General features: G+C 55.9%; 15 protein-coding genes. 8 read left to right on the top strand and 7 right to left on the bottom strand.

Annotated features, from left to right (window positions below):
- Positions 1-2: 2 nt before the first annotated feature.
- A complete protein-coding gene (gene lysS / locus Pla100_RS05050; protein WP_146576485.1) occupies positions 3-1,601 on the bottom strand; it encodes a lysine--tRNA ligase in 1,599 nt (532 codons plus the stop codon).
- A 294-nt stretch (positions 1,602-1,895) separates the two neighbouring features.
- Between lysS and Pla100_RS05045 the strand changes: the two genes are divergently transcribed.
- Positions 1,896-2,429 carry a hypothetical protein gene (locus tag Pla100_RS05045; protein ID WP_146576484.1) on the top strand — a complete coding sequence of 178 codons (534 nt, stop codon included), beginning with the start codon at positions 1,896-1,898 and terminating at the stop codon, positions 2,427-2,429.
- A gap of 205 nt (positions 2,430-2,634) precedes the next feature.
- Entirely contained in the window at positions 2,635-3,774 is a 1,140-nt protein-coding gene (gene recA / locus Pla100_RS05040) for a recombinase RecA (RefSeq protein WP_146576483.1), read from the top strand.
- Positions 3,775-4,152: 378 nt separating this feature from the next.
- On the opposite strand, the gene Pla100_RS05035 is transcribed toward recA, so the two are convergent.
- Entirely contained in the window at positions 4,153-4,929 is a 777-nt protein-coding gene (locus Pla100_RS05035) for an NRDE family protein (protein ID WP_146576482.1), read from the bottom strand.
- A 323-nt stretch (positions 4,930-5,252) separates the two neighbouring features.
- Here Pla100_RS05035 and Pla100_RS05030 point away from each other — a divergent pair, with 323 nt between their 5' ends.
- The 4 genes from Pla100_RS05030 to Pla100_RS05015 all read left to right on the top strand — a co-directional run bounded on the left by Pla100_RS05030 (position 5,253) and on the right by Pla100_RS05015 (position 8,777).
- Positions 5,253-6,038: a family 16 glycoside hydrolase gene (locus Pla100_RS05030; protein WP_146576481.1), complete on the top strand. Its 786-nt coding sequence runs from the start codon at positions 5,253-5,255 to the stop codon at positions 6,036-6,038.
- Positions 6,039-6,238: 200 nt separating this feature from the next.
- A complete protein-coding gene (locus tag Pla100_RS05025) occupies positions 6,239-6,979 on the top strand; it encodes a LuxR family transcriptional regulator (protein WP_197167699.1) in 741 nt (246 codons plus the stop codon).
- 154 nt (positions 6,980-7,133) lie between these two features.
- On the top strand, positions 7,134-8,144 hold the full coding sequence (gene fba / locus Pla100_RS05020; protein WP_146576479.1) for a class II fructose-bisphosphate aldolase: 1,011 nt from the start codon (positions 7,134-7,136) through the stop codon (positions 8,142-8,144).
- A gap of 9 nt (positions 8,145-8,153) precedes the next feature.
- Entirely contained in the window at positions 8,154-8,777 is a 624-nt protein-coding gene (locus Pla100_RS05015; protein ID WP_231602712.1) for a DNA-3-methyladenine glycosylase family protein, read from the top strand.
- A gap of 195 nt (positions 8,778-8,972) precedes the next feature.
- Here Pla100_RS05015 and Pla100_RS05010 read toward each other — a convergent pair whose 3' ends face one another.
- Together Pla100_RS05010 and Pla100_RS05005 are read right to left on the bottom strand one after the other, a co-directional pair.
- Complete coding sequence (locus Pla100_RS05010; protein WP_146576478.1) at positions 8,973-9,917, bottom strand: NAD(P)-dependent oxidoreductase; 945 nt, start codon at positions 9,915-9,917, stop codon at positions 8,973-8,975.
- The gene (locus tag Pla100_RS05005; RefSeq protein ID WP_146576477.1) at positions 9,914-10,846 is read right to left on the bottom strand and encodes a PEP-CTERM sorting domain-containing protein; all 933 of its coding nucleotides are present in this window, start codon (positions 10,844-10,846) and stop codon (positions 9,914-9,916) included. The genes Pla100_RS05010 and Pla100_RS05005 overlap by 4 nt, the downstream gene beginning before the upstream one ends.
- A gap of 203 nt (positions 10,847-11,049) precedes the next feature.
- Here Pla100_RS05005 and Pla100_RS05000 point away from each other — a divergent pair, with 203 nt between their 5' ends.
- Positions 11,050-11,325, top strand: a complete 276-nt coding sequence (locus Pla100_RS05000) for a hypothetical protein (protein ID WP_146576476.1) — start codon at positions 11,050-11,052, stop codon at positions 11,323-11,325.
- A gap of 33 nt (positions 11,326-11,358) precedes the next feature.
- Here the strand turns inward: Pla100_RS05000 and Pla100_RS04995 are convergent, their stop codons facing one another.
- Positions 11,359-12,447 (bottom strand): YheT family hydrolase, encoded by a 1,089-nt coding sequence (locus Pla100_RS04995; protein ID WP_146576475.1) that lies wholly within the window; start codon positions 12,445-12,447, stop codon positions 11,359-11,361.
- Between Pla100_RS04995 and thpR the strand changes: the two genes are divergently transcribed.
- Positions 12,446-13,138 carry an RNA 2',3'-cyclic phosphodiesterase gene (thpR, locus tag Pla100_RS04990; protein WP_146576474.1) on the top strand — a complete coding sequence of 231 codons (693 nt, stop codon included), beginning with the start codon at positions 12,446-12,448 and terminating at the stop codon, positions 13,136-13,138. The genes Pla100_RS04995 and thpR overlap by 2 nt on opposite strands.
- Positions 13,139-13,197: 59 nt before the next feature.
- On the opposite strand, the gene Pla100_RS30340 is transcribed toward thpR, so the two are convergent.
- Both Pla100_RS30340 and Pla100_RS04985 read right to left on the bottom strand, forming a co-directional pair.
- Positions 13,198-13,359, bottom strand: coding sequence for a hypothetical protein (locus tag Pla100_RS30340; protein ID WP_197167697.1), 162 nt, complete (start codon positions 13,357-13,359; stop codon positions 13,198-13,200).
- A 162-nt stretch (positions 13,360-13,521) separates the two neighbouring features.
- Entirely contained in the window at positions 13,522-14,709 is a 1,188-nt protein-coding gene (locus tag Pla100_RS04985) for a DUF1559 domain-containing protein (protein WP_146576473.1), read from the bottom strand.
- Positions 14,710-14,819 lie beyond the last annotated feature (110 nt).

The raw sequence follows: 14,819 nt of genomic DNA, 5'->3' as shown, positions 1-14,819 counted from the left end.
ATTTATTCCGGACGCAAGACGGGAAACAAAATCACGTCTCGGATCGATTTTGAATTGGTGAGCACCATGACCAGTCGGTCGATGCCGATTCCCAAACCACCTGCCGGTGGCATTCCGTAACGCAATGCCCGCACAAAGTCGTGGTCCATCTTGGCCATCGAGTCCTCCTCCTCGAGACCGTCCAGTTGCGTCTTAAACAATTCTTCTTGCAAGTCGGGGTCGTTCAGTTCGGTGTAAGCATTGGCTAATTCCATCGAGCAAATGAACAACTCGAATCGCTCGGCGATGTCCGGGTTGCCTCTCTTGCGTTTGGTTAGCGGACAAATGCTTGCGGGGTAATCGGTCACGAAGATCGGACCTTGCAGCGAGTCTTCGACTTTCTCTTCGAAGATCTCGTTGCGGATCACGTCAGGGTGTTTGCCGGCGGTTTCCAAATGGAGCTTCTTGGCCAACTCGATCACGGCGGCTTCGTCGGACGGATCGACTCCGGTGGCTTTCTCGAACAACGCCGCATAGGTTTGGCGTTGAAACGGTGGTGTGAAGTCGACTTGTTGTCCGTTGAACTCGCGAACGTATCCGCCACCGATTTGATCGATCGCGTCACAGATGATCTTCTCGGTGAGATCCATCATCGATTCGTAATCGCCGTACGCCTGATAGATTTCGATCATCGTGAATTCAGGGTTGTGTCGTGGCGAGAGGCCTTCGTTGCGATAAACACGCCCGAGTTCGTAGACACGTTCCATGCCACCGACCATCAATCGCTTCAGGTGAAGTTCCAATGCGATCCGCATCGTTAATTTCATATCGAGCGCGTTGTGATGCGTTTCGAAGGGCCTAGCCGCCGCTCCACCGGGGACGGTGTGCAAGGTCGGGCCTTCGACTTCGCAGAACCCTTGATCGTCGAGCGTTCGGCGCACGCTTTTGATAATCTTGGTACGGTCGAGGAACGTTTGCATGACACCGTCGTTAAATGCCAAGTCGGCATAGCGCATCCGCTGGCGCAGTTCGGTGTTGGTCATCCCGGCGTGCTTTTCCGGAGGAACCTCGAGCATCTTGGTCAGCAACGTGACTTCTTCGGCGAACACCGTCAGTTCGCCGGTGTTGGTACGGCCCAGACGTCCTTCGACGCCGATCAGATCACCCAGGTCGAGCAGTTTGGCGAGATCAAAGTTCTCTTCGCCGACTTGGTTCTTGCCGACGAAAATCTGAATGTCCCCGGTCCAGTCCCGGATGTTGGCGAAGATTAGTTTACCGTTGTCTCGAGAGAGTAAGATACGTCCGGCGACGCGGACCTTGGGCCCGATTTCTTCGCCGGGGCCGTTGTCCGATTTCCACTGGCGGTAATCGACCTCTTCGGATTCCACGTCGGGAAGCTCGAGAGTTCGGCCGTCGGCGGTTTGGAATTGAATCTCGCCGATCCGGTCACGGCATTGCCCGACCAGCAGCCGATCATCGAAACGGCTACCCCAGGGATCGATTCCGCGTTTGATGATCTCTTCGAGTTTATGACGCCGGGCCGCATGCGGGTCCGTCAGATCGGTGGGATTTCCGGCGTCGGTTGACGCTGGGGAAGAGACGTTGGAAGGGGAATCGGCCACGAGAATCAGGATCACGTTGGGGGAAAGGTTGCAGAATCCAAACCGTGATTGTGGATTTCGAGCCTTCGCTACGCAAGGCGACGCGAACTTGATTGTAACGGTTTCCGTGGTTTCTACGATCAACAGAAGTTGCTTCGATGCCACACATGTTGCTTTGAAACGTCATGACAGCCGAGGGGAGTCATTCGCTATTGGCGTCCATCCTGACTCGCAACCTTTTGCCTCGACGACACTTAGAGCGTAAGCGGGGCGGGCGTGTTGTTCTGCGGCGTGTTGGTTGCTTGGGAAGAGAGCATGCAAGCTCTGTCTTTCTTCCACCGGCCCCGCTTCCACCGATCCATCGTCTCGGCTTCTTCCGATCAGGTCGTCGTGGTTGCGGCATGTGGGGATGACCCCTTGGGATGGATGCGTCGGCGTTTGCGGTCGACGCTTTTTTTGGGGGCATTATTGATTGCCGCGCAGACGCTTTCGGCGATCGCGACGCCAGGCCGTGCCGACCGTGACGCCGACCGACACTCAGCCAATCAATCGTTCGCGTCGAGTGAACTGGAACCGGATCGCATCGGGCGGGCCGTTTTGCCGGTCGGATGGCGTCGAACGTCCGAGGGATGGGAGCACGTTTCGACTTGGGGGTGGGCAACGCAAAATGAGCTGACGCTTTCTCAACGGATCGTTGCGCAGCGTCGGGCCGAGCCGGTTTGGCTGCAGGCTGCCTTGGCCAAAATTCGCCGAACGCCGCCGGGATGCTTTGCGTTGGCTCAGCTTTTATGCGTTGGAATTCTATTTTTGGTCTGCCGTGACCAAACGTGTCCACGCCCGGTGCGATAGTATTCGTGTGAGGCCAAGGTGACTCACTCGGCATCGAGAAATCGCTGTGGAAAAAATGTCCGTGTTTTCGAATGAAATTGCCGCATTTGCGGAATATTTCGTTGTCCGGGCGGTTTCTAAGCGATACGATCAGCCGACCACTTCGTACGGAAAATTCGGACAGATTCGAAAAGAATTCTTTTAGGGAACAGGGATAAACACGGATATGGTTAAGAAACCACGTATGGCCACGGCGGCGGCTTCCAAGGGCGTCAAACTCGATCCCGGCATGAAGCGGATTTTGGAAAAAGAGCCCGGGCTCAAAACCACCTTACAACAGATCGAAAAGTCGTTCGGAGAGGGCGCGATCATGCCTCTCGGGGCGTCGCACAAACTCACGATCGACGGGATCCCCACCGGATCATTGTCGCTCGACATGGCGTTGGGTGGCCAAGGCATCCCGCGGGGACGGATCATCGAGATCTTCGGCCCGGAATCGAGCGGTAAGACGACCTTGGCTTTGCACATCGGTGCCGAAGCCCAAAAAGCCGGCGGGATCGCCGCGATCATCGACGCCGAACATGCGTTCGACCCGAGCTGGGCCAAGAAACTCGGCGTGGAGCTGGACAGCCTTTTGGTCAGCCAGCCCAGTAGCGGTGAAGAGGCGATGCAAATTTGCGAAATGCTCGTCAAGAGTAACGCCGTCGATGTGATCATCATTGACTCGGTCGCCGCGTTGGTCCCCAAGGCGGAACTTGAAGGCGAGATCGGGGATAGCCACGTCGGACTGCAGGCTCGCTTGATGAGCCAATCGATGCGGAAACTGACCGGTGCGATCGCCAAGAGCAAGTCGGCGGTGATCTTCATCAACCAAATCCGCGAGAAGGTCGGCGTGATGTTCGGCAGTCCCGAGACGACGCCCGGCGGCCGGGCGCTGAAGTTCTACTGCTCATGCCGCATCGACGTCCGTCGAATCGGCGCGCTCAAGGACGGTGAAGAACAAGTCGGTCAGCGCGTCAAAGCCAAGATCGTCAAGAACAAAGTCGCACCGCCTTTCCGCGTTGCCGAGTTCGATATGATGCACACCAACGGCATCAGCTTCGAAGGAGACTTGTTGGACCTCGGTACCGAGCACAAAGTCGTCAGTCGCAGCGGGGCTTGGTTCAAGTATGGCGAAACTTATCTCGGCCAAGGCAAAGAAAAGGCTCGCAACTTCTTGATCGAGAACACCGACATCCGCGACGAGATCAAGAACAAAGTGCTTGCCTCAGGCGGATACATCGCGCCGCACGGCGAAGGCGGCGAAGCCGACGACTTGGATTCCGAAGAAGCGATCGAAGACACCGAATCGGTTTCCAATAGCTAAGCCAGGATGGGTAAGTCCACGGACGACTGATACCCCGACAGCCACGTCGATGCCCATGCGGTTCGGCGTGGCTGTTTTCGTTATCGGCCGGATATCGGACCCTTGCGTCAGCCTTGTTAATGCAAGCCCGGCGTTCAACAGCCTGTTGATTTAATCGTAACCCGACGCGTAAGCGAAGGATCATTGATATTGACTCCTCCCTCGCTTACGCAGCGGGTTACTAAAAACCAATGCCACAGGCAAAAACGCGACTTCAAAACTCACGCGGCGGGTTGTGATGCAGATTAAATCAACACGCCGCCAAGCGAGTGGAGTCATTGCACCGAACCGCTCGCTCGCGCGTCGGGCTTGTATGCTTGAATTATGCTGCGTTGCCGCCTAGGAAACTTTGGCCTTGGTGCGGGCTTCGCGTAAGCCACGGCTGAGGATATCTCGCAGCATCGGCGAATAGTCCTCGTACTTGTTGTCATCGGGCGCGCCGTTGCTGAACTGATAGATCGCGTCACGTGGTTTCACGCCCAGTGCGATCAACGAACTGCTCACCGTCGCGTAATCGCCGTTACGAATCACCATGCTCGGACGCCCCGGACCGACCGGTGCGCGGGCGAATACTTTACTCGCGACGGCCAAGAACTTGACCGGTGAATCGAGCGTTTGCAACGTCAACAGTCGCCGGGCCAGTTGAACTCGGGCATCGTCGGGATCGTTCAGATTGCGGGCACCGATGATGTTGAGGCCCTCATGCATCTCGACCACCTCTTGACGCTCATCGGCGTGGATCACATAACCCGCTTTCGCGTCAGCGATCACGATGTTGCAACCCTCGTAGCGATTTTTGGCAAATTCAGTTTGCGCCTTTTCGAGAGCTCGTCGCGAGGAGGTGCATCGAAGCAGATCCATCGCTAACTGGCCACGGCTACGTTGGCCGAACAAAGGGGTCACGGTTGCTCGATTGGTCAAGCCGACAAACAGGCCGTTTTGATTGACACCTAACCAGGTGCCACCGGCCTTTTGATCGATCCCGCAAAGGACACGGGGTTTGCCCGATTGAATCGAAGGCGTTTGGCTGGGGCGATCGACGTACTCTTCGCGGTTGGCCGCAACAAGAATAGGACTTTCAGGGACCAAACGATACTGAACAGCGAGTAAGCACATCAGGGAGACATCCAACTTTCAAAGATCAGTGATTTCCAGTCTCACGCACGTGACCACCCCCCCGAAGGGAAGCCTGGTGTGAATCACGTGGTGACAATGTAACTGGGGAAGAATCCGCACTACACCCCCTGGTGGGTGGTTTGCGAATGTTTTATGCGTATATTTGGCTGAGTTTGCGGTTTAGGGGCGGCGGGCGGCCACCTTTTGGGGGCGATAGCGGCTTGGGGTGGTGCTGATTTGCTCGGTTTTTGCTTTGTGGCATGGTGTAGTCTAATCGTCGTCCCATCTCCCTCATTTCGAATCATCGCGTCAAGGAACCGTATATGTCTCTTTTCTTTTCGTTCAGTACTTCCGTGTTGACCAAACGCTTCACCCGGATTGCTTGCGTCGCGACCGCATTGGGTTGGACGCTCGTGACAGCGGGTGCGATACCGCTTCGCTTCGCAGTCGCCGAGGAGGTCACGCGGTCCGATGTCTTGGTTCAAGATTCTTTCGAACGCGACGAGCCGATCGCCGGCCAAGAACACATCGGCAACGGTTGGGGAACGAACAGTCGCACTCGGGCGAAGGGGAATCAACAAGTTGATTTGATCGATGGTGTCATGCACATCACGCGTCACCCGGATGCCGATCACGGTGTCTCAGTGACCCATGAAACGAGTTTCCAAGATGCGACGATCGAACTGCGTTTCAAGATCGGGCCTCAGGATGATCTCGGCATCAACATCGCCGACATGAACGAAAAGTCGGTCCACGCCGGACACATTTGCATGGCCAAGATCACGACTCAAGCGGTCGAATTGATCGACATGAAAACCGGACGAATGCGATTGGATATTCGTCAGGCCAACCAAGCGAAATCGCTCACCGCCGAACAGAAAGCTTTGATCGCCTCAACGTCTAAGAAATTTAAACACAAGCTGGATCCGTCACAGTGGCATGACCTCCAGGTCACGATCGAAGGCGACTCCATGCACGTTCGGATTGACGGAGATGAGATCGGTTCGTTTCAATCGGCGGGAATCGGTCACGCCACCAAAAGTCGTTTACGATTGGCGGTCAATCGCTTTGCCATGATCGATGACGTATTGGTGACGCGTTCAAAGTAGCCGGGGACGCGAGACTTCGGCGTTGATGAATGAACGGCCGTACCGTCAACAGTCCGGCTATCGCAATGTCGAAGGCAGTTAGCCCCCGATCTCGCGTTCAATCGTCGCCAAGTCGCTCGATCCACCTTATTCGGAACATCATTTGCTGCTGATAAAGTGGGGTCGTTTGTTGGCCCCGCGGCTCAAACAGCAAGATGATCATGAAGACCTCTCCCCTCAGTCAAATTGACCTTATCTCTCTGATCGAACAAGACGCCCGAATCGGCGTCGTCATCGCCACTCGTGATGGCACGATCCTTTCGCATAACGCGACGTCGTTGGAGTTCTTTGGCGTTGGTTCTCAGCATGAAATGATCGGCAAGAACATGCGAGAGGTGTTTGTCCATGAGTTCGCTGAAGAGCGAATGCGGTGGATCGAGAAGACGATCAATGAGAATCGCCCAATGAAGATCGTTCATGTGATGCGCGGCCGTCAAATTGCCTCCACTCTAATGCCGCTGAATTGTCCGGATGAAAACGATTGTCAAGAGTGTCGCGAATCGCGAACTGTGGTCACAACCAACCCTCGTCTCTGCCAAGACCGTTGCGTAGCCGTGCTAACCCGCTATGCAACGTCTGACGAGAAGGAAAAGAGTACTGAAACCGAAGTGTTAGAGAGCGGGTTGGTTGATTTGGGACCACTCGAACGATTGTCCGCTCGAGAATTGGAAGTTTTTGTTTTACTCGGCCATGGTCACACGATTCCTGAAACAGCCAAATTGCTTCATCGCAGTCCCCGAACGATCGAGCAACACAAAGCTTCGATCGGTCGCAAGCTGGGGATGTCGACGATCGCTCAAATTGCCAAAACGGTCGGCGAATTGGGTTTGAGGGTGGATGATGCGGCGCGACAGCGAATTCAGGCGATCCGGCCTGAGTTCGCCAATACGAAGGAAAAATAGTCGTCGTGGGCGGGAAATTACCCGAAGGCGGCTTCGTCGGTGCCCATTGCGACCCTGAGGGGGCGATCCACTGCGCCCCTTGCGAATTCAGTCTGCTGGACGATAATTGCCGCGAATTCGCCGACAATCTTTCTCCCAATGCAGGAATTTCCCTATGGCTCTGGTGCCCCTTCGCGTCGTCCTCGATCATGCCGCTGAAAACGGCTATGGCGTTGCCGCGTTCAACGTCAACAACATGGAACAAATCCAATCGATCATGGAAGCCGCCGAAGAGACCGATTCGCCGGTCATCATTCAGGCGTCCCGAGGAGCCCGCTCGTACAGCCAAGACGCTTACTTGCGTCATTTGATGATCGCAGCGACGGAACTATATCCGCACATTCCGATCGTCATGCACCAAGACCACGGCAACAGTCCCGAGACCTGCTTGTCGGCGATCGAAAACGGTTTCACCAGCGTGATGATGGACGGTTCGCTCGAAGAAGACGGTAAGACCCCTGCCGATTACGATTACAACGTTCGCGTGACCGCTGAAGTCGTGAAGATGGCTCACGCTCGCGGCGTCAGTGTCGAAGGCGAACTCGGCTGTCTCGGTTCCCTCGAAAGCGGCGAAGGCGAGCAGGAAGATGGTCACGGCGCGGTCGGCGAACTGACTCATGATCAATTGCTCACCGATCCGGACGAAGCCCAACGTTTCGTCGAAGAAACCAAAGTCGATGCACTCGCCGTCGCGATCGGAACCAGCCACGGTGCGTATAAATTTACAAAGAAGCCGACCGGCGAAGTCTTGGCGATGAGCCGCATCGAAGAAATCCACGCCAAGTTGCCCAACACGCACTTGGTCATGCACGGCAGCAGCAGCGTGCCCCAAGAACTGCAAGACATCATTAACCAGTACGGCGGCCAAATGAAGCAAACCTACGGCGTGCCGGTCGAGGAGATCCAGCGTGGCATCAAGAGCGGTGTTCGCAAGATCAACGTGGACACGGACTGCCGGATGGCGATCACCGGCGCGATCCGCAAGGTGTTGACCGAAGACCCCTCGGCATTCGATCCGCGTGCTTATCTGAAACCCGCTCGCACCGCGATGAAGGAAGTTTGCGTCGCCCGAATGACCGCGTTCGGTCAAGCCGGCAATGGTGCGAAACTTCGCGCGACTCTTTAATTCACCTGGTTGCTGATTAACGAGTCATCAAAACTTGATCATCTTTGCCGACGCGATCCAAAGCTTGCTGGGATCCGTCGGCGTCTCGGTGATCCGTCGCCTTGGAAACGGCCGGCGACCTTCGCCACGTTGGTGCGAATTGTCTTGGAACAACAGGTGTCGTTGGCCTCGGGCAAAGCCACGTTTGATCGATTGCGATTTGCCTGTGGCGGTGCCGTCAACGCCTCGCGAATCCGACTGCTCGACGACGCGAGTCTAGCGGGATGTGGTTTGTCGCGTCAAAAAGTTCGCTATGTCGGTCAGCTTGCCCGAGACGTTCAGGCGCGACGGTTCTCGGTCGCCGGTTTGGCACGTTTGAGTGATGACGAGGCTCGCCAACAAATCACATCGCGACTCGGCTTGGGCGACTGGACGGCCGATATTTATCTCATGATGGCACTCGGCCGAGAGGACATTTTGCCGGTCGGAGATTTGGCGCTGGTGACCGGTTTGGAAGAACTCGACGGGGTCGTGTATCGCCAGGGCAAGCAAACGACCGCCAACGTGACCGAACGGGCCGAGATTTGGCGACCGTATCGTTCGTTGGGTACCAAGCTCATTTGGGCGAACTACCTGGATCGACGCCGCAAGTAGGCGAATTCCAAAATCGGTGAATGGAGGCGTGGATTGCTCCCCTGCCAGCTCGTCTGGCAGGAAGCCGAGGTTGCAAGCTAGACACAAGCCACAAGTTGCCCAACCTTCCGATTTTCACTTGTGCTCGCCGCTTCAAGCGGCGAGCACAAGTGAAAATCGCAAGGTTGGGAGGGCGTCGTTGTCTAGCTTGCGAACCTAATTCACCCACGAGACGAGCTCGTGGGGGTCATTGAATTCGACCGCCGACATGTCTGCCAGCGCCCTCATCAACGCCTGCGTCCCGAGCCGCCCGCCACCTTTGGCGATCACGCTCTGATAGAGCTGCTCGGCCAACGCCAACCCAGGCAGACACAGATTCATGCGGCGACTTTCGGCCAGTGCGATGCCCATGTCTTTGACAAAATGCTCGACGTAGAAACCAGGTTCAAAATCGCCTTCGATGATCCTCGGGGCAAGGTTCGATAGCGACCAACTTCCCGCAGCGCCACTGCTGACGCTTTGCAAAACGGTCGGCAAGTCCAATCCCGCCCGATGGGCATAGATCAAGGCTTCGCAGACGCCGATCATCCCTGAGGCGATCAGCGTTTGGTTGACCATTTTGGTGTGTTGTCCGGATCCGGCGGGGCCTTGGTGCACGATCGTCTTGCCGAACGTTTGCAAGCACGGCATGGCTCGATCGAGCGTCGCCGCATCGCCCCCGACCATGATCGAAAGCGTTCCCTCCCGGGCACCCCGATCACCTCCGGAAACCGGCGCGTCGAGTGCGGCAGCGCCCGCCTTGGCGGCGGCTTCGGCGATCTCGATCGCGAGCGACGGTTCACTCGTTGTCATGTCGATCCACACGGATCCGGGCCGCGCCCCAGCGACGACGCCGTGATCGGGATGCAAGAAAACGTCACGAACGTCGGAGGGATAACCTACGATTGCGAAAACCAAATCCGACCGATCGGCGACTTCCTGCGGCGTGTCCGCCCACGATGCCCCACGCTGCAACAACGTCTCGGCTTTCTCGCGGCTGCGAGTCGTCAATACCACCTCATATCCCGCATCGATCAGATGCCCACACATGCTCGCCCCCATCACGCCGGTGCCGATCCAGCCGATTCTAGGGTTAAGTCGGTGACCTTGATCGATGTTCATGTGTCCGTTCTTTTGTCTGTACCTGCGAGTGGTTGCCGACGCGAGTTACGCCCTCGCAAAGCGACACTCATGATGGCAAGAGATGCCAAGAGCATCAAGCTATTAGGTTCAGGAACGGCCACTGCGTGCAACGTAAAGCCGATATCGAATAAAGCCTGACGTGTGAACTCAGCCAAAAAATCGTCACCGGGTGCCGCATAGCCGGTCATGAGTTCGAAACGCAGATCGCGTCCCTGGTGGTCCACAATACCAGTGTTGGACTGTCCAAAATTGTCTTGTTCGTCCCAGTGGCCGTGGGCGGTTCCTTCGCCCCCGCCCAGTTCGACTGGAATGAATGTCGCGTTTTCTTGTCCGACAAATTCATTCCGGTACGCTGCGAGTGCCGCCTGCCCAACGTATTGCCCTGGCGTTCCGACTGCGAGTGTTCGATTCGAATTATTGTCTTCTCCGTCGTTGTAGACTTCGTTATCTTCCCAGAGAGTTCCAATACCCAACGCATGTCCAAACTCGTGTTTAATTGTGTCAAGAGTTAAGACTGCCGCAGGATTAGTGTTGAATCGGGCTCTTCCTGCCGTTGAGATAATGAAACGGCTGTTGGACGTGTGAGCGTCCGCAACCACGCCGGAAAATGCGAGAGACGATGGCCCGGCGGAACCCAAGAGAATGCCGCCGTCAACTGGTGGCTCATTGAAGGCATCGACCTCGATCACCCAGTTGCGGCTCACCTCGTCACGGTGTCCGTCGATAATATCGTCCCAGAAATTGAGGCCGTCTTGAAACAACTGCTGGGTCGCGGCATCGTACAGCGATGTCGCATTGGCCGTGAATTGCAATCCAAATGTCAATGCCGCATACGCATCGGAGCCGGTCGAAAGGCTGACTATGACGACGAGCTTCAGAAAACCAATGCGATAGCGAACCAAGAGCATAGCGAGTGATTCCTTAAGGTCGATACGCCGCAAACATAGAAGCCCGAAGCGAGACGGTCTGTTGATTGAATCGTTTAACGGCAAGCCGCAGGCGACAGAGTTTGAAAACGCAGGCGCCTGCGGCTTGCCGTTAAACGAAAACGCCCAAATGTGCACTCAATCAACACGCCGGCAAGTGAGCGGAGTCGCCTGCATTGAAAAGTTTGGGACGAATTCCCTCGCTCGCGCGTTTTGAAGTTGCGCTTTTGCCTGTGGCATTGGTTTATCGTAACCCGAAGCGTAAGCGAGGGATGAGTCAATATCAATTATCCCTCGCTTACGCAGCGGGTTACGAAAAAAGCGCAACTTCAAAACTCGCGCGTCGGGCTTTTATCAATTGCGTTCAAAAACCACCAAAAGCGGCGATGACTGATGTAGAGCAAAATGGGTTCAGCATTGTAACTCGCTCGCTCGGTCAGGTGGCGGTGTTTTCGCCATAATGTTCGCGGGGAAATCGGCTGTCGGATAGGCTATTAATGTGGTTCAAAGAATGCGGCGACCAGTTCGTCGCTCCAGGACGTTCGATCTTGTTGCAAGAACCCATGATGCCCGCCGGCCGCGGTTACCATCAATCGCACTAGAGAATGATTCTCGGTCTTTTCGCTGCGATATCGGTCCAACGGTGCAAATGATTCGATCGGCACCAAGGGGTCGTCGGCGGAGGTGACCACCATCGTGGGCACGTTGATATGCTCCACGACTTTCACTGCCGACGATTCACCGTAGTAATGGATTTCCGAGTTGAATCCACCCAACGGGGCCGTGATCAAACGATCAAACAGCCTCAGTGTTCTGGGTTTCGGCCGAGAGATTGCGTTTTGGTAAATGGGATTTTGACGCAACATCGGAGATGCCCGACGCAGCAAGTTGTGGATGAAGTATCGATTGTAAAAACGGAGTTTGGGGGATTGCATCGCGTCACTGCAGGCTTGCAAATCGATCGGCGGGGCGATCGCCAGGATCGGACCGACACGGGACCATGCTTGAGGCCGAGCGTGAAACCCATTGCCAACGCGTCCAGCCGCGAGTAACCATTGGTTGCCCCCGAGAGAAACGCCGATGCCGCCGATCGGGCTGGCGGGATCGTCGATCAAGTCGCCGATGAAATCAATGGCTGACAATACATCCTCACTGCGTCCGGCATGCGTGATCGAACCACACATCGGGCCCGAATCGCCGCAGCCGCGCATGTCCAGTCGGAACGTACGGATTCCGATCGCATTGAGCCGATGTTGAAAACGCACCATGTATCCGGCCGCGTGACAACCGCAAATCCCGTGGATCATCAGCACACTGCCTCGCTTCGGATCCCAATTCGGCGGGGTATCGTCGTGGATCGCCATCGCGTCCCCGTCGGCAAGGTCGATCCGGTGTCGCTGATAAGTAGCACCGTCGGCCGGAAAAAGTTTTCGTTCCTTCGGACTGATCAAAGTTTGCAAGTGTCCGCCGCGAAACCAACGATTCGGGACGAATGGCGGCGGGACAAATTCATGCAACCACGTCGAGGGAGCTTTTGCCGACTCTTCAACCTTGGCGAAGTTTGCCGTACAACTGTCGTTCATGAAGACTATCCGAACTTTTCTTGCGATTCCGTTGCCGTCGTCCATTGCTGCCGAGGCGATCCGTTGGGTGCATCAGATGCGTCCGGCAAGCGAATCCGCCAAACCGAATTCGGTTTGGCAACCACCCTCAAGCAAAACGTCCAAACGACCCACAGCATCGCCGCCCAGAGGCGAATCGTCGATGGGGAGCCAATCAACGGGGAGCCAATCAATGGGGGGCATCAAATGGGTACCCGAGGATAACCTGCACCTTACCCTGAAGTTCTTGGGTGAAGTCGAAAATGTGGAAACTCCGCAGATTTGCCAGGTGCTCGCGGACGTTTGCCGTGACTACGAGCCCTTCGAATTGTTGTTCGGCGGTGCCGGTTTTCTGCCCGACGTCGCCCGGGCGCGAGTTCTGAGCGTCGATGTCGACGACCCCACCGGAACGTTAACCAAGATGGTGCAAACGCTGGAGGACCGATATGCCGATATGGGTTTCAAACGCGAGCCTCGCGACTACGTGCCACACCTAACGCTCGGCCGCGTCCGCAGCGGTTCGCGGCGGGCCTCGGACACCGTTATCGAGAAATGGCAAAAACACCAACACGATGCCCTCGGTGCGATGACCGTCGACCACGTTCAGGTCATCGGCAGCTTTCTGGAAAAACGCGGCCCGACTTACAACGTGATGCAAACGGTTGACTTGTGAGCCGCTACCCTTCGCATCAGCAGCGGTAGCAGTGTTGGGAAGAATTCTCTGGAGGAGAATCAGACGCCGCCGCCCGACGCAGGCGCGGATTCGATCGCGTTGTTCGCCTCGATTTCCGCTTGAACCTGTTCGGGGCTCATGTCGTTAGGGACGATCGTGGTGTCGTTGCTACCACCGCAGCCGAGAACGAAAACAATACCAATGAGTACGAGATACTTCATGACGAACTGAGACCTTTTTCAAAGTGGAGTTAAATAGATGGACTGATGGCGAAAGTGAAACTAAGAGCCTATCCGAAAAGGGGTCTGACCCTCTCCGGCGATACCAAAAAACAACGATTGTCGACTCGCCTCCAAAGGGTCAGACCCCTTTTCGGGTTGGCTCTAAAGCGAATCGGTTTCGCCAGAGGCGATCGTTCCTAAAGCTCCCCACAGTCCATATGGGCTCTTCTCGCCGACGTTATTGTGGTCCTTGGAGATGCTCTGCGCACCGCTATTGCCCGCATCAATGCTTTCAGTGACAAACTTGACCGCGCCGTCAGCCATCAGGATGTGACAGCCACCTTGGTGACGGCTTGCTGCGCTATAAACTCCGTGTTCCCAAAGAGTCCCATAGTTATTGAACCCAAACACGCTCGGGGAATTGGGCGGAAGAACCGTGTTGACGGCCGTTCCGACCATCAATCCGTCGTACCAACGTTGGCCGCGTGATTGTGCAAAGTACGTGTAAACGCCGACGCCCGATGCGTAGTACCGTGGTCTTTGCGGATCAAGTTTCGTCAAGAGAATGCCCGGGTTCTGAGCAACCGTTGCGGCGCCTGCGGCGTTCGGGTAAACGTTTTGGTCCATCGAACCGCCGACGACACCGCGGTCACCCAAATATGTTGCGATCTCGGCCATCGCCAAGGTGTTGCTTAGCCCGTCGAGAAGGTCACGAAATCCACGCGGGTCTTCACGTCGAAAAACGCCGCGTTCGGCACCCAAATCCAGAAACGCATTGGGAGTCGATGGGGGCGAGGTATTCCAATTTGTATTGCGATTATAGAAGATTCGCTTGATCGCATCGCCAACGGAATAGGCGTAGTTGGTGACCGCCGGTCCGGCGACCGCATCACCAGGATCTGATGGGCATCGATAACCCATCACTTGGGTTCGCCAAGGGATATAAGTCGTGACATCGGCTCCACCGCCGGGGCCGAACTCGGGCCAAACGCCATTGATCGCGCCGGTCGGGGCCGGAGTGGTCCCGGGGGGAACTTGCAGTGGGTTGCTTGTCATTTCCCATAAACCCTGCTGTTCGATAAATGGCAAAATCGTCACCAACATCCCGAGCCGTCCGACGTGTTGTCGAGTGCCCGTTCCGGCAGCCGGCAACTTGTTATATGCCGCATGATAGTTATGCAGTGCCAAACCGATTTGCTTGAAATTGTTGCTGCAACTCATGCGTCGTGCCGCCTCGCGGGCCGCTTGAACGGCGGGCAACAACAGCCCAACTAAGACTCCAATGATTGCGATCACGACGAGTAGCTCGACCAGTGTGAAGGCAGATCGCGGACTAGATTGATTTTTCATAACAACACCTACTTATGAAGAAAAGGAGCGATCTTTCGCTCGAAAGAGAAGACTTGTTCAATAAAGAGCGGCTGTCGGCGAGTTTGGACGCCCAAAGCCATTAAATTCCG

The organism is Neorhodopirellula pilleata (assembly GCF_007859915.1).
In the GTDB taxonomy this organism is placed as follows: domain Bacteria; phylum Planctomycetota; class Planctomycetia; order Pirellulales; family Pirellulaceae; genus Rhodopirellula; species Rhodopirellula pilleata.
The sequence above is the reverse complement of the archived record's forward strand: the minus strand, read 5'-3'. Positions and strand labels throughout refer to the sequence as shown.

Excerpts from the sequence above, each read along its gene's own strand:
- Pla100_RS30340 (WP_197167697.1), bottom strand. The coding sequence starts at position 13,359 with ATGAAGTATCTCGTACTCATTGGTATTGTTTTCGTTCTCGGCTGCGGT.
- thpR (WP_146576474.1), top strand. The coding sequence starts at position 12,446 with ATGAAGACTATCCGAACTTTTCTTGCGATTCCGTTGCCGTCGTCCATT.
- Pla100_RS05030 (WP_146576481.1), top strand. The coding sequence starts at position 5,253 with ATGTCTCTTTTCTTTTCGTTCAGTACTTCCGTGTTGACCAAACGCTTC.
- fba (WP_146576479.1), top strand. The coding sequence starts at position 7,134 with ATGGCTCTGGTGCCCCTTCGCGTCGTCCTCGATCATGCCGCTGAAAAC.
- Pla100_RS05010 (WP_146576478.1), bottom strand. The coding sequence starts at position 9,917 with ATGAACATCGATCAAGGTCACCGACTTAACCCTAGAATCGGCTGGATC.
- Pla100_RS05045 (WP_146576484.1), top strand. The coding sequence starts at position 1,896 with ATGCAAGCTCTGTCTTTCTTCCACCGGCCCCGCTTCCACCGATCCATC.
- Pla100_RS04985 (WP_146576473.1), bottom strand. The coding sequence starts at position 14,709 with ATGAAAAATCAATCTAGTCCGCGATCTGCCTTCACACTGGTCGAGCTA.
- Pla100_RS05005 (WP_146576477.1), bottom strand. The coding sequence starts at position 10,846 with ATGCTCTTGGTTCGCTATCGCATTGGTTTTCTGAAGCTCGTCGTCATA.
- Pla100_RS04995 (WP_146576475.1), bottom strand. The coding sequence starts at position 12,447 with ATGAACGACAGTTGTACGGCAAACTTCGCCAAGGTTGAAGAGTCGGCA.
- recA (WP_146576483.1), top strand. The coding sequence starts at position 2,635 with ATGGTTAAGAAACCACGTATGGCCACGGCGGCGGCTTCCAAGGGCGTC.
- Pla100_RS05025 (WP_197167699.1), top strand. The coding sequence starts at position 6,239 with ATGAAGACCTCTCCCCTCAGTCAAATTGACCTTATCTCTCTGATCGAA.
- Pla100_RS05035 (WP_146576482.1), bottom strand. The coding sequence starts at position 4,929 with ATGTGCTTACTCGCTGTTCAGTATCGTTTGGTCCCTGAAAGTCCTATT.